Annotated in this window: 18 protein-coding genes; 4 read left to right on the top strand and 14 right to left on the bottom strand. The window is 54.9% G+C overall.

Features of this window, described 5'->3' with window-relative positions:
- Positions 1-247: 247 nt before the first annotated feature.
- From OOJ60_RS07980 to exuT, 8 genes are all read right to left on the bottom strand, one after another.
- On the bottom strand, positions 248-532 hold the full coding sequence (locus OOJ60_RS07980; RefSeq protein WP_042292902.1) for a YqjK-like family protein: 285 nt from the start codon (positions 530-532) through the stop codon (positions 248-250).
- Entirely contained in the window at positions 522-926 is a 405-nt protein-coding gene (locus OOJ60_RS07975; protein ID WP_042292904.1) for a phage holin family protein, read from the bottom strand. The genes OOJ60_RS07980 and OOJ60_RS07975 overlap by 11 nt, the downstream gene beginning before the upstream one ends.
- A gap of 2 nt (positions 927-928) precedes the next feature.
- Positions 929-1234 (bottom strand): DUF883 family protein, encoded by a 306-nt coding sequence (locus OOJ60_RS07970; protein ID WP_042292907.1) that lies wholly within the window; start codon positions 1232-1234, stop codon positions 929-931.
- Between the two features lie 35 nt (positions 1235-1269).
- Positions 1270-1638 carry a DUF1090 domain-containing protein gene (locus OOJ60_RS07965; protein ID WP_042292909.1) on the bottom strand — a complete coding sequence of 123 codons (369 nt, stop codon included), beginning with the start codon at positions 1636-1638 and terminating at the stop codon, positions 1270-1272.
- Between the two features lie 150 nt (positions 1639-1788).
- On the bottom strand, positions 1789-2172 hold the full coding sequence (gene mzrA / locus OOJ60_RS07960; RefSeq protein WP_042292912.1) for an EnvZ/OmpR regulon moderator MzrA: 384 nt from the start codon (positions 2170-2172) through the stop codon (positions 1789-1791).
- A 3-nt stretch (positions 2173-2175) separates the two neighbouring features.
- Positions 2176-2838: a DedA family general envelope maintenance protein YqjA gene (yqjA, locus tag OOJ60_RS07955; protein ID WP_042292913.1), complete on the bottom strand. Its 663-nt coding sequence runs from the start codon at positions 2836-2838 to the stop codon at positions 2176-2178.
- Between the two features lie 349 nt (positions 2839-3187).
- Positions 3188-3964, bottom strand: a complete 777-nt coding sequence (exuR, locus tag OOJ60_RS07950; protein WP_042292915.1) for a transcriptional regulator ExuR — start codon at positions 3962-3964, stop codon at positions 3188-3190.
- A 151-nt stretch (positions 3965-4115) separates the two neighbouring features.
- A complete protein-coding gene (exuT, locus tag OOJ60_RS07945; RefSeq protein WP_042292977.1) occupies positions 4116-5417 on the bottom strand; it encodes a hexuronate transporter ExuT in 1302 nt (433 codons plus the stop codon).
- Positions 5418-5892: 475 nt separating this feature from the next.
- Here exuT and uxaC point away from each other — a divergent pair, with 475 nt between their 5' ends.
- On the top strand, positions 5893-7305 hold the full coding sequence (gene uxaC, locus OOJ60_RS07940; protein ID WP_042292917.1) for a glucuronate isomerase: 1413 nt from the start codon (positions 5893-5895) through the stop codon (positions 7303-7305).
- Positions 7306-7319: 14 nt separating this feature from the next.
- Complete coding sequence (locus OOJ60_RS07935; protein WP_205612362.1) at positions 7320-8807, top strand: UxaA family hydrolase; 1488 nt, start codon at positions 7320-7322, stop codon at positions 8805-8807.
- A 74-nt stretch (positions 8808-8881) separates the two neighbouring features.
- Here the strand turns inward: OOJ60_RS07935 and sstT are convergent, their stop codons facing one another.
- The 4 genes from sstT to OOJ60_RS07915 all read right to left on the bottom strand — a co-directional run bounded on the left by sstT (position 8882) and on the right by OOJ60_RS07915 (position 13175).
- A complete protein-coding gene (gene sstT, locus OOJ60_RS07930; RefSeq protein ID WP_042292921.1) occupies positions 8882-10126 on the bottom strand; it encodes a serine/threonine transporter SstT in 1245 nt (414 codons plus the stop codon).
- 239 nt (positions 10127-10365) lie between these two features.
- Positions 10366-11331, bottom strand: coding sequence for a TerC family protein (locus OOJ60_RS07925; protein WP_042292924.1), 966 nt, complete (start codon positions 11329-11331; stop codon positions 10366-10368).
- A 272-nt stretch (positions 11332-11603) separates the two neighbouring features.
- Positions 11604-12602 (bottom strand): Gfo/Idh/MocA family protein, encoded by a 999-nt coding sequence (locus OOJ60_RS07920; RefSeq protein WP_205612361.1) that lies wholly within the window; start codon positions 12600-12602, stop codon positions 11604-11606.
- Positions 12603-12671: 69 nt separating this feature from the next.
- Positions 12672-13175 carry a M48 metallopeptidase family protein gene (locus OOJ60_RS07915; protein ID WP_042292980.1) on the bottom strand — a complete coding sequence of 168 codons (504 nt, stop codon included), beginning with the start codon at positions 13173-13175 and terminating at the stop codon, positions 12672-12674.
- 86 nt (positions 13176-13261) lie between these two features.
- Here OOJ60_RS07915 and rlmG point away from each other — a divergent pair, with 86 nt between their 5' ends.
- Positions 13262-14398 carry a 23S rRNA (guanine(1835)-N(2))-methyltransferase RlmG gene (rlmG, locus tag OOJ60_RS07910; protein WP_199957634.1) on the top strand — a complete coding sequence of 379 codons (1137 nt, stop codon included), beginning with the start codon at positions 13262-13264 and terminating at the stop codon, positions 14396-14398.
- Positions 14399-14476: 78 nt separating this feature from the next.
- Here rlmG and OOJ60_RS07905 read toward each other — a convergent pair whose 3' ends face one another.
- Together OOJ60_RS07905 and ygjG are read right to left on the bottom strand one after the other, a co-directional pair.
- On the bottom strand, positions 14477-16495 hold the full coding sequence (locus OOJ60_RS07905; protein ID WP_205612360.1) for an oxidoreductase: 2019 nt from the start codon (positions 16493-16495) through the stop codon (positions 14477-14479).
- Positions 16496-16709: 214 nt separating this feature from the next.
- Positions 16710-18089: a putrescine aminotransferase gene (ygjG, locus tag OOJ60_RS07900; RefSeq protein WP_167333872.1), complete on the bottom strand. Its 1380-nt coding sequence runs from the start codon at positions 18087-18089 to the stop codon at positions 16710-16712.
- Between the two features lie 430 nt (positions 18090-18519).
- Between ygjG and OOJ60_RS07895 the strand changes: the two genes are divergently transcribed.
- A complete protein-coding gene (locus OOJ60_RS07895) occupies positions 18520-20040 on the top strand; it encodes a methyl-accepting chemotaxis protein (protein ID WP_205612359.1) in 1521 nt (506 codons plus the stop codon).
- Positions 20041-20289 lie beyond the last annotated feature (249 nt).

The raw sequence follows: 20289 nt of genomic DNA, 5'->3' as shown, positions 1-20289 counted from the left end.
TATGTTTTTTAGCGCAATGGCGCGGTACTCCGCGTCACTGCTGTCGATGGAGAGAATCATAAACGTGAGTAATGAGAATTGTTAGCAAGGAAAACTGTCAAATTTCTTCAATAATTTTGATGAATATAAGATAGGGTGCTGAACAGCGACGATGGCGTATTGTGCCAGTGGGGGTTATGCGCTCAATAAGTGGGGAAAAAAGGAGAGGCCCGATAAGCGAAGCGCCATCGGGCAGAAGGCGTTCGGCCTACGCATTCAACGTCTTTTTGAATAACCGCCAGGCCGTCCAGGCACCGAATCCACGTCTTGCCCAGCGTACCAGCATATTTGGATGACGCACGGTCCAGATCGCCATCACGCTGCTGCCCACCAGCGCCCATGAACGCAGACTCAGGAGCGTGTTCCAGCCGCGATCGTAGGCGCCCGTGGCTTCCAGCCAGTCACGGCGACTGGCTGAAAGATCCAGCCTTTGCTGCTGGATCTCGCTAAGCAGTCGGGCCTTACGCTGTGCACGTTCGACTTTACCGCTCACGGCTCTCCTCCTCGAGAATTTGCCTGTCGTTCGCCAGTTCATGCCGCGTATGGCGAAGCAGCGTGGACTGACGCGCTTTGCGTAACGTCCATATGCCGCCAATCAGCGCCAGAACCAGCAGTACGACCGTGGTGGCAATCATCGCGTTGAGCCGGTACTGCGGATCAACGGCCCAGATCACCAGCACCATCAGGCTCATCAAACCAAATGCAGCGAAAAGCATGGTGAGTCCCAGCATCAGCAGCAACTGAAAGAGGTTAGCCTTTTCTTCTTCAAGCTCAACCACCGCCAGACGCAGCCGGGTTTCCACCATCTCTACCAGAATAGAGACGATTCGCTGCCCGATGCCCAGAACGCTTTTACCGGGCCCTTGCGCGTGATGAGTGTCCGCCATAATTAGCGACGCGACAGCAGTACGCCCAGCACTACGCCAACCGCAGCACCAATACCTACGCCAGTCCATGGATTTTCGCGAACATAGTCGTCTGCACGCGCAGCGGCTTCACGGGTCTGCTTCGCGATAGCATCACCGGTTTCACCAAGACGATAGCGGCTCTCTTTCAGCGCACGTTCGGCTTTGCTACGGATCTTACTCAACTCTTCTTTCGATTTTTCGCCAGAGGAGTTCAGCACTTCTTCCAGCGTATCGGTCAGGGATTTCAACTCAGCGCGCAGATGTTCCGAAGTAGTATCTTTCGACATAGTTTTTCTCCAGATGAGTAAGGGGTTAGGGTTGCTTAGTAGTCGCGAGCTTCCAGCTCTTTCAGCTCGGCCTCTGCTTCAGCCAGCTTGCGCTCACGTTTGGCAATTTTGTCCGCATCGCCTTTTTGCTTCGCTTCCACGAGATCCTGTTTACGCTCAGTAATCTCTTCTTTTTGCTCAGCAATCTTTTCCTGATGTTCCGCGCGCAGTTTACTGTCAGTGCAGTTGGCTTTGACTTCACTGAGCGCTTTCTTCAGCCCATCGATACGGTGTTGATTATTGTGTTTCTCGGCATAGCTGATTTCCCGTTGAATATCCTGCTCCTTCTGTTGGCAGAGCGTATTGGCGTAACTGCCAGCACTAAGAGCAAAAAGGGTAATAGCTAAAGCGATGCGGTGTTTCATTCTTGAACCTTCCATTGTGATTCGTTCCCGTGAAGTCAGGAACGAGAATCCAGATGACAACGCGATGGAGTGACCCACCGCTTTATTAATCATAGACATTAAACGGGGAAATCACCAAAGTGGGTGACGGGATTCGGATTCCTGGCGATATTATCCTACCCGATGTGGGGTATCGCGCAAACGCGACAGCCACTGTACGGCCTGGCTGTCATTATCCTGCTGAGCAATGATATAGCCCTGCGGCAGGGTTTTATCGAGCACCGCTTTTGCCGCGGCGCTTTGGGCGCTGGAATCGAACGTGATCAGCAGCGTATCTTTCTGTGGCGTGATGCTTTTAAAGCGAATACCGTTGGCGTCAAGATGATGCCAGATAGAGAAACCGTCGGGCACGCTTGCCCCCTGATGAACGGCGCGGATCGCGAGAGTTGAATCCTGCTGGCGAATGGCCGACCAGACCAGTAGCAGACTGCCCAGCACCAGCAGGAACGCGGTACTCAAGGCCAGTTGCTTCAGCGTTATGCGCGGTTTCAGCATCCCTTACCCTCGGTTCCCGTATTTCTTTTTCCACAAGACCACCAGCGAACCGGCAAGGCCAAAGACCAGCAGGACGACCGGCAGCAACATCAGGCAGGACATCAGTTGGTCTTCATATTTCAAAAAGACCGGTGTTTTGCCCAGCAGATAGCCCAACGTGGTCAGAATAAGCACCCACAGCAGGCCGCTCATCCAGTTGAAAAACTGAAAGCGCGCATTATTAAGGCCGGACAACCCTGCGATGGTGGGCAACAGGGTACGCACAAATGCAATAAAACGGCCAATAAGCAGTGCTGAAAGCCCATGCTTATGGAACAGATGGTGCGCGCGTTGATGATAGTGCGCGGGCAGATGCGAGAGCCAGTTTTGCACGGTGCGGGTATTCCCCAGCCAGCGTCCCTGAATATAGCTCAGCCAGCAGCCCAGGCTGGCGGCGGTGGTGAGCAGCAAAATGGTTTGCGGATAGCCCATTGCGCCTTTCGCAATCAGCACGCCGACCAGAACCAGCAGACTGTCGCCGGGTAAAAAGGCGGCAGGCAGCAACCCGTTTTCCAGGAACAGAATCATAAATAAAACAAAATACAGCATGCCAATCATGGAAGGATTGGCCAGAGTTTCAAAATCCTGCGCCCACAGAGCGTGCAGTAATTGGGTCAAAAGTTCCATTCAGTATTCCTGGTGAATCGGTTAACGTCACGCCGGTTTCAGGAGTTTGCTATGCCGCATCATTTATCAACTTTTTTGTATGGTGTGCGAACGGCGCAAAGTCACGGCCTGAACTAATCCCTGTAAAGTGGTGAAGTAAGCAAGCACTAACAAACATAAATTCGATTTGCATCTAATTGTAACAAAGGTCAACGGAGTCCGTTATAGAAATTACGCGTCCCTGAGGTCTGATTTTGCTTATCGTAGTGGAGTGAGGCGAGAGGATTTACACAGGCTGACACTTTATACCTTTCGCTTACTGTCAGGCGTGCAGACAGGCGCAGCGGCGCGCCTGTCGGAGAAAGAACGTTTATTTTGCCGCGTTGACGGCGGTATCAAGATGAACCACTGGATTTTCAGCAAAAAGATAACGGTCAGCGTTAAATTCGAAATCGTCGCTGGTTTCGTTAAACAGCATGATTTTGGTGTTTTCGAGATGCTGCCACATTGCCAGTTTGGCGGCGTTCGGATCTTTACGAATCAGCGCCTTAAGGATTTGATCGTGATCGTCGCACCAGTTGTCCACGGTGCGCGCATCAATGTGTTCGTGCAGTTTTTTCCAGTAGGGGTTATGGCTGCGCTGGGTCCACATTTTTTCGACAATCGCCGCCAACGCGGAGTTTTGCGTCGCTAACGCCACCTGAATGTGAAACTGCAGATCCCATTCGGAATCGCGAAAGCACTTTTCGTTGCGCGCTTTCTCCTGGATCTCCATCAACTTCATGATGTCCTGCTTGGTCACCTGGGTCGCGGCAAATTCAGCAATATTGCTTTCAATCAGCTGACGCGCCTGTAGCAGTTCGAACGGTCCGTAATTGGCGAACTCCAGCGACTCGTCGGCCGCCTGATGATAGCGAGGCTGATTAGAAATGACGTGAATACCCGAACCTTTACGCACTTCGACAAAACCTTCCACTTCCAGCATGATAATGGCTTCACGAACCACGGTGCGGCTGACGTTCTTTTCATCGGCAATAAAACGCTCTGCGGGCAGTTTATCGCCCACCAGGTAGACGCCCTGCTCAATACGCTCTTTCAGGTCAGCGGCAAGTTGTTGATACAAACGACGGGGTTCAGTGATTTCCATATGCGCTCCAGGCATGATACGGCAGACTCTATTTGTTATACCACTTTCGCGAGTTTCGCTCCACTCACAGAGACGAAAAAGCCGCCCTGGAGCAGGCGGCTTAGGTCAGCCGGGCAGGTAAAGCGCTCCGGCACAGGCTCTGGATTGCAGGTTAGCTTTGCGTAGCCGGTTTATTCACCTGCGGACCGGCATCGACATCGCTGGCCGGTTTGTTTTGTAGAACGGTCCAGATGACCAACGCGCCCAGCAGGTCAAACACCGCCAACACAGCAAACAGCGGGCTAAAGCCGATGGTATCCGCCAGCGCGCCTACCACCAGGGCGAACAGGGTGCTCGCCAGCCAGGCGGACATCCCGGTCAGGCCATTCGCGGTGGCCACTTCGTTGCGGCCAAAGACGTCAGAGGAGAGGGTAATCAACGCGCCGGACAACGCCTGGTGAGCAAAACCCCCTACGCACAGCAGCATGATGGCAATGTATGGGCTGGTGAACAGGCCGATCATCCCCGGACCAATCATCAGTACCGCGCCGAGGGTGACCACCATTTTACGCGACACGATCAGGTTTACGCCGAACCAGCGCTGGAACAGCGGCGGCAGATAGCCCCCGACGATACAGCCCAGGTCGGCAAACAGCATAGGCATCCAGGCGAACATGGCGATTTCTTTCAGGTTAAAGCCATACACCTTAAACATGAACAGCGGGATCCACGCGTTGAACGTACCCCATGCCGGTTCCGCCAGGAAGCGTGGCAGGGCGATCCCCCAGAACTGGCGGTTGCGCAGGATCTGCAGCAGCGACATTTTCTTTGCGCTGTTGGTCTGATGCTGTGCTTCCTGACCGTTAATAATGTAGTCACGCTCTTCGTCCGTCAGTTTTTTCTGGTCGCGCGGGTGTTTGTAGAAAATCAGCCATGCCATCGCCCAGATAAAGCTCAGGGCGCCGGAGATGATGAACGCCATCTGCCAACTGTGCATCACAATCGCCCAGACGACCAGCGGCGGGGCAATCATCGCACCGATAGAGGAGCCAACGTTAAAATAACCCACCGCAATGGAGCGCTCTTTCGCCGGAAACCACTCAGAACTGGCTTTCAGGCCAGCCGGGATCATCGCGGCTTCGGCTGCGCCGACCGCGCCACGCGCCAGCGCCAGCCCGCCCCAGCTTCCCGCCAGTGCCGTTGCGCCACAGAAAACGGCCCACAATACGGCAAACATCGCGTAACCCACTTTGGTGCCGAGAACGTCAAGCACGTAACCGGCAACGGGTTGCATAACCGTGTAAGCAGCAGAGTAGGCTGCGATGATATAGGAATACTGTTGGGTGGAGATGTGTAACTCTTCCATCAGAGTCGGCGCAGCTGCCGCCACAGTGTTACGCGTCAGATACCCGAGCACGGTGCCAAGCGTCACCAGTGCGATCATGTACCAACGTAACCCTTTAATTTTACGCATGTAAAACCTCATCGTTTTGTTATTTCCGCCAGGAACGCGGCCATCATCCAGCGTAGGGCGGAGGATGTTCTTCTCACGAAGGGCGTAACCGAAAAAAGCCGGTACTCCCCGAACGTTGCCATTAAGTCGTTGTGCTCATTCGGTTTCCGTACCGGTCAATCCGATGATGAATTCATCGGTAATAATGCATTCCGTCAGCTTATGTATCGCGACGGCAGAAAGATAACTTGTCATACAACTTTAAAAGGTGAGAGCCATCACAAAAGTGCTATTCTTAGCAGGGTCATTATTTCTTTACAGGAAGGCCAGTCGTGGCGCGGCCTGGGACGGTTTTTACCTCCAGAAGGGTAACGTTTTTGTCAGGGTTTATTGATCTGGCTCACGAAAATATCTTCGGATAGTGGAAATTGGTGTGATAACTTTGTCAGCATCGCAACATAAGCAATCTGACGCACTCGATGAGAGGAAGACGATAATGACCCCGTTTATGACTGAAGATTTTCTGCTGGATACCGAATTTGCCCGCCGCCTGTATCATGATTACGCTAAAGAACAGCCGATCTTCGACTACCACTGCCATTTGCCGCCGCAGCAAATCGCCGAAGACTACCGTTTCACGAACCTGTATGACATCTGGCTGAAGGGCGACCACTACAAATGGCGCGCGATGCGAACCAACGGCGTGCCTGAGCGGCTGTGTACCGGCGACGCGTCCGATCGCGAGAAGTTCGACGCCTGGGCGGCAACCGTTCCGCATACCATCGGCAATCCGCTGTATCACTGGACTCACCTCGAACTGCGTCGCCCGTTTGGCATCACCGGTAAGCTGCTGTCACCGTCTACCGCTGATGAGATCTGGAATGAGTGCAACGACCTGCTGGCGCAGGATCGCTTCTCCGCGCGCGGGATCATGCAGCAAATGAACGTGAAAATGGTCGGCACTACCGACGATCCGATCGACTCGCTGGAGCACCATGCGAAGGTGGCGCAGGACAGCAGCTTCGCCATTAAAGTGCTGCCAAGCTGGCGTCCGGACAAAGCTTTCAACATTGAACAGGCGACCTTCAATGATTACATGGCGAAGCTGGGTGAAGTGTCCGATACCGACATCCGCCGCTTTAGCGATCTGCAAAGCGCGCTGACCAAACGTCTGGATCATTTCGCCGCCCACGGCTGTAAAGTCTCTGACCACGCGCTTGATGTGGTGCTGTTTGCGGAGGCGAATGAAGCCGAACTGGACGGCATCCTGGCGCGCCGTCTGGCGGGCGACGCCCTGAGCGAACACGAAGTGGCGCAGTTCAAAACGGCGGTGCTGGTGTTCCTCGGCGCGGAATATGCCCGTCGCGGTTGGGTCCAGCAGTATCACATCGGCGCGCTGCGCAATAACAACCTTCGCCAGTTCAAACTGCTGGGGCCGGACGTGGGCTTTGACTCCATCAATGACCGTCCGATGGCAGAAGAACTGTCTAAATTACTCAGCAAGCAGAACGAAGAAAACCTGCTGCCAAAAACCATTCTCTACTGCCTGAACCCGCGTGATAACGAAGTGCTGGGAACGATGATCGGTAACTTCCAGGGCGAAGGGATGCCGGGCAAAATGCAGTTCGGTTCCGGCTGGTGGTTTAACGATCAGAAAGACGGGATGGAACGTCAGATGACACAACTGGCGCAGTTGGGCCTGTTAAGCCGCTTCGTGGGCATGCTGACTGACAGCCGCAGCTTCCTGTCGTATACCCGTCATGAATACTTCCGCCGCATTCTGTGCCAGATGATCGGCCGCTGGGTGGACGCGGGCGAAGCCCCGGCAGACATTCAGCTGTTGGGCGAGATGGTAAGAAACATTTGCTTTAACAATGCGCGTGACTACTTCGCCATTGAGCTCAACTAAGGTTCGGGGTTGATATGCAATACATCAAGATCCATGCGCTGGATAACGTTGCGGTAGCGCTGGCCGATTTGGCGCAGGGCACGGAAGTGAACGTTGATAACCACACCGTAACGCTACGTCAGGCTATCGCACGTGGTCATAAATTTGCGTTGAGCAATATTACGCGTGATGAATACGTCATTAAGTACGGGCAGCCTATCGGCCATGCTCTGGCGGACATTGCGGCGGGTGAACACATTCATGCCCATAATACACGCACCAACCTGAGCGACCTGGATGCGTATCGCTATCAACCTGAGTTTCAGGCTCTCCCGCCGCAGCCCGCGGATCGCGATGTGCAGATCTACCGTCGCGCCAGCGGGGAGGTCGGCGTACGTAACGAGCTGTGGATCCTGCCGACCGTCGGCTGCGTCAACGGGATCGCCCGGCAGATCCAGAATCGCTTCCTGAAAGAAACCCGCGACGCCGAAGGCACCGACGGCGTTTTCCTGTTCAGTCATACCTACGGCTGTTCCCAACTGGGCGACGATCACATCAACACCCGCACTATGCTGCAAAACATGGTGCGCCACCCGAACGCCGGGGCGGTACTGGTGATTGGCCTCGGCTGTGAAAACAACCAGGTCGATGCGTTTCGCGAAACGCTGGGCGAGTTCGATCCTGAACGCGTGCATTTTATGATCTGCCAGCATCAGGACGATGAAGTGGAAGCGGGGATTGCACATCTGCATCAGCTTTACGAAGCGATGCGCCACGATAAGCGCGAACCGGGTAAACTGAGCGAACTGAAGTTTGGTCTGGAGTGCGGTGGTTCTGACGGGCTTTCCGGTATTACCGCGAATCCGATGTTAGGACGTTTTTCTGACTATATGATTGCCAATGGCGGCACGACGGTGCTGACCGAAGTGCCGGAGATGTTCGGCGCGGAGCAACTGCTGATGAGCCACTGCCGTGACGAAGAAACCTTCCATAAGCTGGTGACGATGGTCAACGACTTTAAGCAGTATTTTATGGCCCATAACCAGCCCATCTACGAAAACCCCTCGCCGGGCAACAAAGCCGGGGGCATTACCACGCTGGAAGATAAATCGCTGGGCTGTACCCAGAAAGCAGGTTCCAGTCAGGTGGTGGACGTGCTGCGTTACGGCGAGCGTCTGAAAACGCACGGGCTGAACCTGCTGAGCGCGCCGGGTAATGATGCAGTGGCTACCAGCGCACTGGCCGGGGCGGGGTGTCATATGGTGCTGTTCAGTACCGGACGCGGCACGCCCTATGGCGGTTTTGTGCCGACAGTGAAAATCGCCACCAACAGCGAACTTGCAGCGAAGAAAAAGCACTGGATCGACTTCGACGCGGGTCAGCTCATTCACGGTAAAGCGATGCCGCAGTTGCTGGATGAATTTATCGACACCATTGTTGAGTTCGCCAACGGCAAGCAGACCTGCAATGAACGTAATGATTTCAGAGAGTTGGCTATTTTTAAAAGCGGCGTTACCCTCTAATTACCCTTCGTTTTGAGTCAGGTTGTAAAAACAGGCCGGATACGCGCAGCGCTATCCGGCCTGGGGATGTCACATTAGCTACGCAGTGCGTTGTTGGCCAGACGCTCGTCTTCCGCTTGGCAAGCCGCCGCGGTAAACAGAACGTCTGTAGAGGAGTTCAGCGCTGTTTCGCAGGAGTCCTGCAGTACGCCGATGATGAAGCCAACCGCCACAACCTGCATGGCAATATCGTTCGGAATGCCGAACATGTTACAGGCCAGCGGGATAAGCAGCAGTGAACCGCCCGCCACCCCGGATGCGCCACAGGCGCACAGAGAAGCCACCACGCTCAGCAGCAACGCCGTCGGCAGATCCACCGGCACGCCCAGCGTATGTACCGCCGCCAGTGTCAGTACGGTGATGGTGATTGCCGCACCCGCCATATTGATGGTCGCGCCCAGTGGAATTGACACCGAATAGGTATCACGGTCCAGATTCAGCTTTTCACACAGCGCCATGTTTACCGGAATATTGGCCGCGGAACTGCGGGTGAAGAAGGCGTAAACGCCACTTTCACGCAGGCAGGCGAACACCAGCGGATACGGGTTGCGCCGAATTTTCCAGAACACCAACAGCGGGTTGATCACCAGCGCCACCAGCAGCATACAGCCAATCAACACCACTAACAGCTGAGCGTAGCCCCACAGCGTAGAGAAACCGGTGGTGGCCAGCGTAGACGACACCAGACCAAAAATACCAATCGGCGCAAAACGGATGACCAGCTTCACCATAAAGGTGACGGCATTGGACATATCGTTCACCAGGTTTTTGGTGGTCTCATTACCGTGACGCAGGGCAAAGCCCAGACCGACAGCCCACACCAGAATACCGATATAGTTGGCGTTCAGTAGCGCATCGACAGGGTTAGAGACCATGCTCATCAGCAGGCCGCGCAGGACTTCGACAATGCCGGACGGCGGCACAACGTCATTGGCGCTACTACTTAAATGCAGCGTGGACGGAAAGGCGAAGCTGAACACGACCGCAGCCAGCGCTGCAGAAAAGGTGCCCAGCAGATAGAGGAACAGAATCGGACGGATATTGGTTTTTTGCCCATGTTGATGGTTGGCGATAGACGCCATGACCAGCATCAGAACCAGGACAGGTGCGACGGCCTTTAACGCGCCGACGAAAAGTGTACCCAGTAACCCTACAGCTTCTGCTGCGGGCTTAGAAATCCATGCCAGTAGAATCCCCAGAACGAGGCCCACTAAAATTTGTTTTACCAGACTCCCTTGCGCCAGGCGCTGGAACAACCCCGGTGTACGTTGCGTAGTCATTTCTCGATCCTTACAGTGTGATGTTGCTCATCCGCTGTGCGCTCTGATGGCGCATCTTTCTGGATGTAACAAAGTGTTTGCATGGTCGAGTATAAGGAAAGATAAAGCTTCGGGAAGCGAAATATGCTGGAATTTTCGCTGTGATCATATTTTATAACTTATCATTAACACGATTGTGACATGATAAACAAAAAGCGATCGCGCCGGGCGGAGGAAAACCGCCACCCGGCATAACAGATTTAAGCCTGCTGCTGCTTATCACGCTGGTGGTTCACCCAGGCATTGATCAGTAGCGTAACAACCAGAATACCAAACACCACACCCAGCGAAATGGCGATCGGGATATGGTAGAAGTCGACGATCAGCATCTTAATGCCGATAAACACCAGTATTACCGCCAGTCCGTATTTGAGCATCGAGAAGCGCTCAGCCACCCCCGCCAACAGGAAGTACATCGCACGCAGACCGAGGATCGCAAACAGGTTCGACGTCAGTACGATGAACGGGTCGGTCGTCACAGCGAAGATCGCCGGGATACTGTCGACCGCGAAAATGACGTCGCTCAGCTCCACGAGGATCAGCACCAGCATCAGCGGCGTCACGTACAGCAGACCGTTTTTACGCACGAAGAAATGCTCGTTCTCAATGGTATCGGTCATCCGCAGATGTCCGCGCAGCCAGCGCACCAGCGGCTTGTCGCCAATGCCGGATTCGTCCTCTTTCGCCAGCGCCATCTTCACGCCGGTAAACAGCAGGAACGCGCCGAACACATACAGCATCCATTCGAACTGGGTAATCAACCAGGTCCCTGCAAAAATCATAATCGTACGCAGTACGATCGCGCCCAGCACGCCGTAGACCAGCACCCGACGCTGCAGCGCAGGGGGGACCGAGAAGTAGCTGAACAGCATCAGCCAGACGAAGACGTTATCGACGGCCAGTGATTTTTCAATCAGATAACCGGTGAGGAAGGCGAGCGCCTGTGGGTCTGCGACCGCGCGTCCTTCAGTTTGTACCAGATACCACCAGAATGCGGCATTAAACAATAACGAGAGGGTAACCCAGACGAGGGACCAGGCTGCCGCTTGCTTCATGGTCATCGTGTGTACGCCACGACGCCCCTGAAGCAAGAGGTCGATAGCCAGCATAATCACCACAACGACAGCGAATCCGCCCCATAACAACGGTGTGCCGACAGTATTCATAGACATTCCTTACACATAAAAAAACGGCCAACGTCGGAAGACGTCAGCCGCTGCTTTTTATATGCATAGACCTCGCCTTCCGGCAAGGTCTCACTTACAACAAAACAGGAATACGTTGTCGCATTCCTGTTTGGTTGCCCGGTGACCGGATGTGGTTTTTCACACATCGTAATGACGATCAACCGACAATGAAGTTACTCCCCTTTGCAGGTTACAAAATATGACAGGCCACGCATTTCGTCAATGGCCTGTAACATCTGTTTTACAATGTTTTACGCAGGGGTCGCGTGGCTGACATCATCCGCCGGGAAAATCACGCCGGTCTGGCGGCGAATTTCCGTAAGCAGTTTGGCGGTCACGCGACTGACCGACAGCCCGGGATGGTTCACTTCATTGGTTTCTACCAGTGCTGCAAAAACCTCTGCCTCATACAGCATAGTATTGATGTGCTGAGGTTGGGTGAGGTCCTGCGATTTCCCGCCGCGCGGCACGAAGCACACTTTCTGGCATTCGGAGATCTTTTCGACAACCAGCGCGCCCGCTTCACCCTGAATTTCACTGTCGATAACGGAATCACTGACTTTCGAATGCTGCAACGTTACGCTGAAATCGCCGTAATCCATCACCACCACGCCGTGCGCATCGACGCCGCTGTCCAGCAGGCTGGCTGTCGCCGTCACGCCGTGCGGTTCGCCCCACAGCGCTACCGCTGACGCCAGGCAATAAAAGCCGATGTCCATGATGGAGCCGTTAGAAAAGGCGGGATTAAAGGTGTTTGGGTTTTCGCCATCCAGATAACGTTGATAGCGCGAGGAGTACTGGCAGTAGTTAAGAAACGCTTTACGCATTTTGCCCACTTTCGGCAACGATTGCTGGAGCAGCAGGAAATTCGGCAGGCTGGCGGTTTTGAACGCCTCGTACAGCACCACCTGATTTTCCCGCGCACAGGCAATTGCGGCTTCCACTTCCGCCAGGTTCGACGCCAGCGGTTTTTCGCAAATCACATGTTTCTTATGACTCAGAAAAAGCTGTGTTTGTGGGAAGTGCAGCGAGTTCGGGCTGGCAATATACACAGCGTCAATGGCATCGCTCTGCGCCATCGCGTCCAGCGAGGTAAAAAGATGCTCGACGAGGTAATCATTGGCGAAGGTTTGCGCCTGCTCGAGGCTGCGGGAATAAACGGCGGTGAGCTTATATTTGCCGGTCTCATGGGCGGCATCGACAAACTGGCGGGTGATCCAGTTCGTGCCAATCACTGCGAAACGTATCATAAACGCGTTCTGGCTCCATAAAAGGTATCTGCCGACAATGTAGCATGCCCACGTGTCAAAGCCAGTGCGCTACCGCGCAGTTTCCCTGATTGAAAGCGCCGTCAGCCAAAGCCGGGTATCGAATTCCAACTGGTGATAATGCGGCTCCATATGACAGCAGAGCTGGTAAAACGCCTTGCTGTGCTCTTTTTCTTTGAGATGCGCCAGTTCGTGCACCACGATCATGCGCAAAAACGGCTCCGGCGCATGGCGAAACACGGTGGCGACCCGGATTTCCGCTTTCGCTTTCAGTTTACCGCCCTGCACCCGCGACACGGCGGTATGCAGCCCCAGCGCGTTTTTCAGCACATGGATCTTATTGTCATACATCACTTTGTTGATCGGCGGGGCGCTGCGCAGGAACTGGCTTTTCAGATCCTGGGTATACTGCCAGAGCGCCTTATCGGTGGCGAAGTCATGCGTGCCGGGATAACGCTTTTCCAGCACCGCCCCCAGTCGTTGTTCGGCAATCAGCGTGCGCACCTGAGAAAGCAAATGTTCAGGGTAACCCTGGAGATAAGGCAGTTGGTTCATTACGGTCCACGCCATTGAATGAAAATGTTGTATACTCACGCACCCTTTTCAGGGACAAGCCGAAATTTTACCATTCAGGAGGGCCGATGAGCCACACAGACAACGGTTTCCGTTCACTGACATTAAAACGTTTTCCCCAGACGGATGACGTTAACCCACTGCTGGCGTGGGAAGCGGCGGACGAGTATCTGCTGCAACAGTTGGACGATACGGAAATTCGCGGCCCGGTGCTGATCCTGAATGACGCCTTTGGCGCGCTGAGTTGTGCGCTGGCGGCGCACACGCCGTACAGCATTGGCGACTCATATCTGAGCGAGCTGGCGACGCGGGAAAACCTGCGCCATAACGATATCAGCGAAGCCAGCGTTACGTTTCTCGACAGCACCGCGGCGTATCCGCAGGCGCCGGGCGTGGTGCTGATCAAAGTACCGAAAACGCTGGCGCTGCTGGAGCAGCAGCTACGCGCGTTGCGCAAAGTCGTTACCCCACAAACGCGAATTATCGCTGGCGCAAAAGCCCGGGATATTCACACGTCCACGCTGGAACTGTTTGAAAAGGTGTTGGGGCCGACCACCACCACGCTGGCATGGAAAAAAGCCCGTCTTATCAACTGCACCTTCAGCGAACCTGCGCTGACCGACACCCCGGACACCCTGAGCTGGAAGCTGGACGGTACCGACTGGACCATCCATAACCATGCCAACGTTTTCTCGCGTACCGGGCTGGACATCGGCGCGCGTTTTTTTATGCAGCATCTGCCGGAAAACCTGGAAGGGGAGATTGTCGATCTCGGCTGCGGCAATGGGGTGATCGGCTTAACCTTGCTGGCGAAAAATCCGCAGGCGAGCGTGGTGTTTGTTGATGAGTCGCCGATGGCGGTGGCGTCCAGCCGCCTGAACGTAGAAACCAACCTGCCGGATGCGGTCGATCGCAGCGAGTTTATGATCAACAACGCCCTTTCTGGCGTCGAACCGTTTCGTTTTAACGCCATCTTCTGCAACCCGCCGTTCCACCAAAAGCATGCCCTGACCGATAACATCGCCTGGGAGATGTTTCATCACGCCCGCCGTTGCCTGAAGATCAACGGCGAACTGTATATTGTCGCCAACCGCCATCTCGACTATTTCCACAAGCTGAAGAAGATTTTCGGCAACTGCGCCACTGTCGCCACCAACAACAAATTCGTGGTGCTCAAAGCGGTGAAACTGGGACGTCGTCGTTAACGTATTGCCGGATGACGGCCAACGCCTTATCCGGGCCGCATCGTAGTGCTATCCCGTCGGCCCGGTAAGCGTAGCGCCTTAAATCGTCAGCGCTAAACGGGTGCCCTGGGCGATGGCGCGGCGAGCGTCCAGTTCCATCGCCACATCGCAGCCGCCAATCAAATGCACCGTTTTACCGGCCGCGTACAGCGGTTCGGCCAGTTCACGCCGCGGCTCCTGCCCGGCACAGATAATGACGTTATCCACCTTCAGGATCTGCGGTTCGCCGCCGATCAGCAGATGCAGCCCGTCATCGTCGATCCGTTGATAACTCACCGCAGGGATCATTTTCACCCCACGCGCGAGCAGCGTGGCGCGATGGATCCAGCCGGTGGTTTTCCCCAGCCCGTCGCCGGGTTTACTGGCTTTACGCTGGAGCATCACGATCTGGCGCGGACTGCGCGGGAGATGCGGCCCTTCCGGACGTAATCCGCCGGCCTGTTTCAGGCTGGTGTCGATGCCCCATTCCACGCAAAAATCGGCAATGTTTTGGCTGGTCGGTTCGCCAGGCTGGCTTAAATACATCGCGGTATCAAAGCCGATACCGCCGCAACCAACGATCGCAACCCGGTTGCCCACCGGCGCTTTATCACGCAGCACGTCGAGATAGGTTAATACTGAAGGATGATCGATGCCTTCAATTGGCGGTCTGCGCGGTTCGATCCCGCAGGCGAGGATCACCTCGTCAAAGGCCTGAAGGTCGTCCGCGCTGACAACGTGGTTCAGCTGCAGCGTAACGCCTGTAACGTCGATCATCCGCCGGTAATAGCGTAGAGTTTCGTAAAACTCCTCTTTGCCGGGGATCTGTTTGGCAATGTTAAACTGCCCGCCGATCTCGCCCAGGGCATCGAACAGCGTGACGTGATGACCGCGCGACGCCGCGTTGATGGCAAAGGCCAGCCCTGCCGGACCCGCACCGACTACCGCCAGGTTTTTTGCCTGCAGCGCAGGCAGAACCGGCATTTGGGTTTCGTGACACGCGCGTGGGTTGACCAGACACGAGGTGACTTTTCCGGCGAAGATTTGATCCAGACAGGCCTGATTGCAGCCGATGCAGGTGTTGATCTCATCCGCACGTCCCGACTGCGCTTTTGACAGGATCCCGGCATCGGCCAGAAATGGACGCGCCATCGATACCATGTCGGCATCGCCGCGCGCGAGGATCGCATCGGCGACCTGCGGATCGTTAATACGGTTGGTGGTCACTAACGGTACAGAGACATGCCCCTTCAGCTTGCGTGTCACCCAACTGAAGGCGCCGCGCGGTACCGGCGTGGCGATGGTGGGAATACGCGCTTCGTGCCAGCCAATGCCGGTGTTGATGATTGTCGCGCCCGCGGCTTCAATGGCCTTTGCCAGCTGGACGGTCTCCTCAAAGGTGCTGCCATTTTCCACCAGATCCAGCATTGACAGACGATAGATAATAATAAAATCGTTGCCGACACGCTGGCGTACCGCGCGCACCACCTCCACCGCAAAACGCATGCGGTTGGCGTATTCTCCGCCCCACTGGTCGTCGCGCTGATTGGTGCGCAGGGCGAGAAATTCGTTAATCAGATAGCCTTCCGACCCCATCACCTCTACGCCGTCATAACCCGCTTCGCGCGCCAGCTGCGCGCAGTGCGCAAAGTCCTTAATCAATTGCAGTATCTCATCATGAGACAGCGCATGGGGCGTAAAACGGTTGATCGGCGCCTGAATCGCGGAGGGAGCGACCAGCTGCGGCTGATAGCTGTAGCGCCCGGTGTGCAAAATTTGCAGGGCAATTTTGCCGCCCTCATTGTGCACTGCGTCAGTGACTACGCGATGCTGCGGCAACTGACAGGCATCGTTAAGCGTCGCGCCGCCCTTCAGCGCCACCCCGGACAGGGAGGGCGCAATGCCGCCTGTCACAATCAGCGCAACGCCGTGCCGTGCGCGTTCGGCGTAAAAGGCCGCCAGGCGTTCAGCCCCCTCGGGGTGCTCTTCCAGCCCGGTATGCATCGATCCCATCAGCACGCGGTTTTTCAGCGTGGTAAAGCCAAGATCCAGCGGGGCAAACAGCGACGGGTAGCTCATAGCAGTATCCAGTATGTAAAATTATTGTTATGTGGTCGGATGAGTTACTAATTTAGCCGTCGCGCCGTAAAAGGGAAAAGGGGAATGCGATGATTGTGATGGGATTCAAAAAAGCGCCACCGCAGATAAAAAAAAGCCGGATAGCGCTTATCCGGCCTGGATTGGTTTCTTGCCCGTAAGCCGGGTGGCCATACCGCCCCCCGGCACTGTTGCGTTACACTTCTTCCACGCTTACCCGTAGCGCCGCCAGCGCTTTACGCGCGGCTTTCAGTACCTGCTCGCACTGCTCGACGGACAGGGTGAGCGGTGGCTCAATGCGGATCGTTTTCGCGTTGTTGAGCGTGCCGGCAACCAGTACGCGCTGTCGGAACATCTCGCTGGCGAAGCTGTAGCCGATCTCATTGTCGACAAACTCGATCGCCATCAGCATCCCCTTGCCGCGCGCGTCATGCACCAGATCCGGATATTCACGGCTCAACTGGCGGAAACCGTCCAGCAGCATATCGCCTTTCTGCTCTGCCTGAGCGGGCAGGTTTTGCTCCAGCAACACGTTGATGGTTGCCAGCGCCGCTGCGCAGGAAAGCGGGTTTCCGCCAAAGGTGGTGGTGTGCAGGAACGGGTTGTCGAACAGCACCGAAAAGACCTCTTCGGTGGCAATCGTTGCGCCAATCGGCATCACGCCACCGCCCAGTGCCTTCGCCAGGCAGAGAATGTCAGGCTGCACGTTTTCATGTTCGCAAGCGAACATCTTGCCGGTGCGCCCCATGCCGGTTTGCACTTCATCCAGAATCAGCAGCGCGCCGAATTCGTCGCACAGTTTACGCACGGCGCTAAGATACCCCTGCGGCGGCAGGATCACGCCGCCTTCTCCCTGAATGGGTTCGAGGATCACCGCCGCCACGTCGTCGCCGGTCTTTTTGCACTCGCTAAGGACCGATCGCATCGCGCTGATATCGCCAAAAGGCACATGACGAAAGCCCGGCAGCAGGGGCATAAACGGTTTGCGGAAGGTCGATTTCGCCGTTGCGGACAAGGAACCTAATGACTTGCCGTGGAACGCGCCGCTGGTGGCGATAAAAGTGAACTTACCGCGCGGCGACTGGTACGCTTTGGCGAGCTTCAGCGCCGCTTCGACGGATTCAGTACCGCTGTTGGAGAAGAAGCTGTATTTCAGTTTGCCTGGCGCCAGGGCGGCGAGCGTTTTTGCCAGCATCGCCCGTAAAGGATCAAGCAGTTCCTGACTGTGCAGGGGTTGTTTCGCGAGTTGATTCTGTACGGCGGAAACCACGACTGGATTACGGTGCCCCACGTTAAAGATGCCGAACCCACCCAGACAGTCGATAAATTCCTGACCCTGGGTGTCGACAAGCGTATTCAGACTCCCCGCTTGCCACTCTACGGCTCCGTAATCCCCGCCGGCGGTAACAGATTTGCGATACTCTAAAAAACCTGGATTCACATGCTCTTTGAAGTAATCAATCACCTCTCGGTTTAGTGCTTTCATTTCCTCATGGTCAAGCGTTCGCTTTTCGATGAGATTCAGGGCGTGTGCGCTGCAGGCTAATGCCGACGCGCTGGAAGGTAACCTGTTCAAAATATGCTCCCGCGGCTCGCGTATCACATGATACCGATTTAAGTATTGCAGGGATTGCGCCATCCCAATGAGGCCGACGAAAATCGGGATAAACATGAGGAAATAAGGAAAATGCGCAATATTTAATCTTATTTGTTAACAAAAAGTAGCATATTGAGCAGAATTTAATCAGTTCACGACGAGGAGAGATCCCGCTCGCTGCACAAAAAAGAGGCGGATTTTGCGCTATGGTGGTGCGGGTGGGCTCGCAGGTACGGATAGTTTCATCCCGAAAGTATTCAAAATCAACAAATTGGAATTCGTACAAATAATAAGGTTTAATCGCAAATTGCGATCTAAATCAAATTTAACAACTAAAGATAAATCCGTTAGCGCCGAAATAACATCTGACAAGAAGTTAACAACCAGATAACCTGCACAGGACGCTACTATGTCTTCTCATCTCTACGTTACCCAGCAAAATACACCGCTGGATGACGATACGACGCTCATGTCCACGACCGATCTGCACAGTTACATCACGCACGCTAACGATACTTTCGTCACTGTTAGCGGCTACTCGCTCAATGAGCTGTTGGCGCAGCCGCACAACCTTGTACGTCATCCGGACATGCCAAAAGCTGCGTTTGCCGATATGTGGTACACCCTGAAACAGGGCGAGCCGTGGAGCGGCATTGTTAAAAACCGTTGTAAAAACGGCGATCATTATTGGGTTCGCGCCAACGCGGTGCCGATGGTTCGTGAAGGGCAGGTCACTGGCTACATGTCGATTCGTACCCGCGCAACGGAAGAAGAGATCGCCGCGGTGGAGCCTTTATACCAGGCGCTGAACGAAAACCGCTGCGCCCGACGCATTCACAAAGGGCTGGTGGTACGCAAAGGCTGGTTGGGAAAACTCCCTTCTCTGCCGCTGCGCTGGCGGGTACGCGGCGTGATGACGCTGTTGTTCGTGATGGTCGCGGCAGGCCTGTATGCCTCCGACGCGTCCGCGTTGGCGTATCTGATGAGTGCGCTGGCGCTGGCAGCCGGCACCGCGATCTTTGAAGGACAAATAGTTCGTCCGATCGAAAACGTGGCGAAGCAGGCGCTGAAAGTCGCGACCGGGGAGCGTAACAGCGTGTCGCATCTTAATCGCAGTGACGAACTGGGACTGACGCTGCGCGCAGTTGGGCAACTTGGGTTGATGTGCCGCTGGCTCATCAACGATGTCTCAAGTCAGGTGTCGAGCGTACGTAACGGCAGCGAAACGCTGGCGAAAGGCAATGACGATCTGAATAAACACACCCGCCAGACGGTTGATAACGTGCAACAAACGGTTGCTACCATGAACCAGATGGCCGCTTCGGTTAAGCAGAACTCCGAAACCGCCTCCGCTGCCGACAAACTGTCGAGCGCCGCCAGCAGCGCAGCGACTCAGGGTGGCGAAGCCATGGATACGGTGATCAAAACGATGGATGACATCGCCAACAGCACCCAGCGGATAGGCACCATCACCACGCTGATAAACGACATCGCTTTCCAGACCAATATCCTCGCGCTTAACGCGGCGGTGGAGGCGGCGCGTGCGGGCGAGCAAGGAAAAGGGTTCGCCGTCGTGGCGGGAGAAGTACGCCATCTGGCCAGCCGCAGCGCCAGTGCGGCGAACGACATCCGTAAGTTAATTGACGCCAGCGCGGACAAAGTTCAGTCCGGTTCGCAGCAGGTTCACGCCGCAGGACGCACCATTGATGACATTGTTTCGCAGGTGCAAAACGTCACCCAACTGATTGCGCAAATCAGTCATGCGACGTCGGAACAGGCCGACGGGCTGAGCAGCCTGACCCGTGCGGTGGATGAGCTTAACCACATCACCCAGAAAAATGCCGAACTGGTTGAAGAAAGCGCGCAGGTATCCGCTATGGTCAAACACCGCGCCAGCCGTCTGGAAGATGCCGTGACGGTACTGCATTAATTTCCTCATTTCTTCACATCTCTGCCTCTTCTTTTTTCTGCCAACGCTTACCGTAATGGGTGAGCGTTTTGTGAATTTAATGTTAAATTTATATTAAATATTAACCCATAAGGGTGAGATAGTTATTTTTATTCTCGTTGTCGCCCGGCGGTTTTCCGCATTTCACGAAAGCATAAAAAACGCTTATATAACGATCGGTATACCGTTATTCATCGTTAAAAACGATTTATCAGAAAGCGTTTAAAATAA

This window comes from Citrobacter sp. R4 (assembly GCF_026719175.1).
In the GTDB taxonomy this organism is placed as follows: domain Bacteria; phylum Pseudomonadota; class Gammaproteobacteria; order Enterobacterales; family Enterobacteriaceae; genus Citrobacter_A; species Citrobacter_A sedlakii.
This window is presented reverse-complemented; position numbering and strand designations above follow the sequence as displayed.

Excerpts from the sequence above, each read along its gene's own strand:
- OOJ60_RS07975 (WP_042292904.1), bottom strand. The coding sequence starts at position 926 with ATGGCGGACACTCATCACGCGCAAGGGCCCGGTAAAAGCGTTCTGGGC.
- OOJ60_RS07970 (WP_042292907.1), bottom strand. The coding sequence starts at position 1,234 with ATGTCGAAAGATACTACTTCGGAACATCTGCGCGCTGAGTTGAAATCC.
- OOJ60_RS07965 (WP_042292909.1), bottom strand. The coding sequence starts at position 1,638 with ATGAAACACCGCATCGCTTTAGCTATTACCCTTTTTGCTCTTAGTGCT.
- mzrA (WP_042292912.1), bottom strand. The coding sequence starts at position 2,172 with ATGCTGAAACCGCGCATAACGCTGAAGCAACTGGCCTTGAGTACCGCG.
- yqjA (WP_042292913.1), bottom strand. The coding sequence starts at position 2,838 with ATGGAACTTTTGACCCAATTACTGCACGCTCTGTGGGCGCAGGATTTT.
- exuR (WP_042292915.1), bottom strand. The coding sequence starts at position 3,964 with ATGGAAATCACTGAACCCCGTCGTTTGTATCAACAACTTGCCGCTGAC.
- exuT (WP_042292977.1), bottom strand. The coding sequence starts at position 5,417 with ATGCGTAAAATTAAAGGGTTACGTTGGTACATGATCGCACTGGTGACG.
- uxaC (WP_042292917.1), top strand. The coding sequence starts at position 5,893 with ATGACCCCGTTTATGACTGAAGATTTTCTGCTGGATACCGAATTTGCC.
- OOJ60_RS07935 (WP_205612362.1), top strand. The coding sequence starts at position 7,320 with ATGCAATACATCAAGATCCATGCGCTGGATAACGTTGCGGTAGCGCTG.
- sstT (WP_042292921.1), bottom strand. The coding sequence starts at position 10,126 with ATGACTACGCAACGTACACCGGGGTTGTTCCAGCGCCTGGCGCAAGGG.
- OOJ60_RS07925 (WP_042292924.1), bottom strand. The coding sequence starts at position 11,331 with ATGAATACTGTCGGCACACCGTTGTTATGGGGCGGATTCGCTGTCGTT.
- OOJ60_RS07920 (WP_205612361.1), bottom strand. The coding sequence starts at position 12,602 with ATGATACGTTTCGCAGTGATTGGCACGAACTGGATCACCCGCCAGTTT.
- OOJ60_RS07915 (WP_042292980.1), bottom strand. The coding sequence starts at position 13,175 with ATGAACCAACTGCCTTATCTCCAGGGTTACCCTGAACATTTGCTTTCT.
- rlmG (WP_199957634.1), top strand. The coding sequence starts at position 13,262 with ATGAGCCACACAGACAACGGTTTCCGTTCACTGACATTAAAACGTTTT.
- OOJ60_RS07905 (WP_205612360.1), bottom strand. The coding sequence starts at position 16,495 with ATGAGCTACCCGTCGCTGTTTGCCCCGCTGGATCTTGGCTTTACCACG.
- OOJ60_RS07895 (WP_205612359.1), top strand. The coding sequence starts at position 18,520 with ATGTCTTCTCATCTCTACGTTACCCAGCAAAATACACCGCTGGATGAC.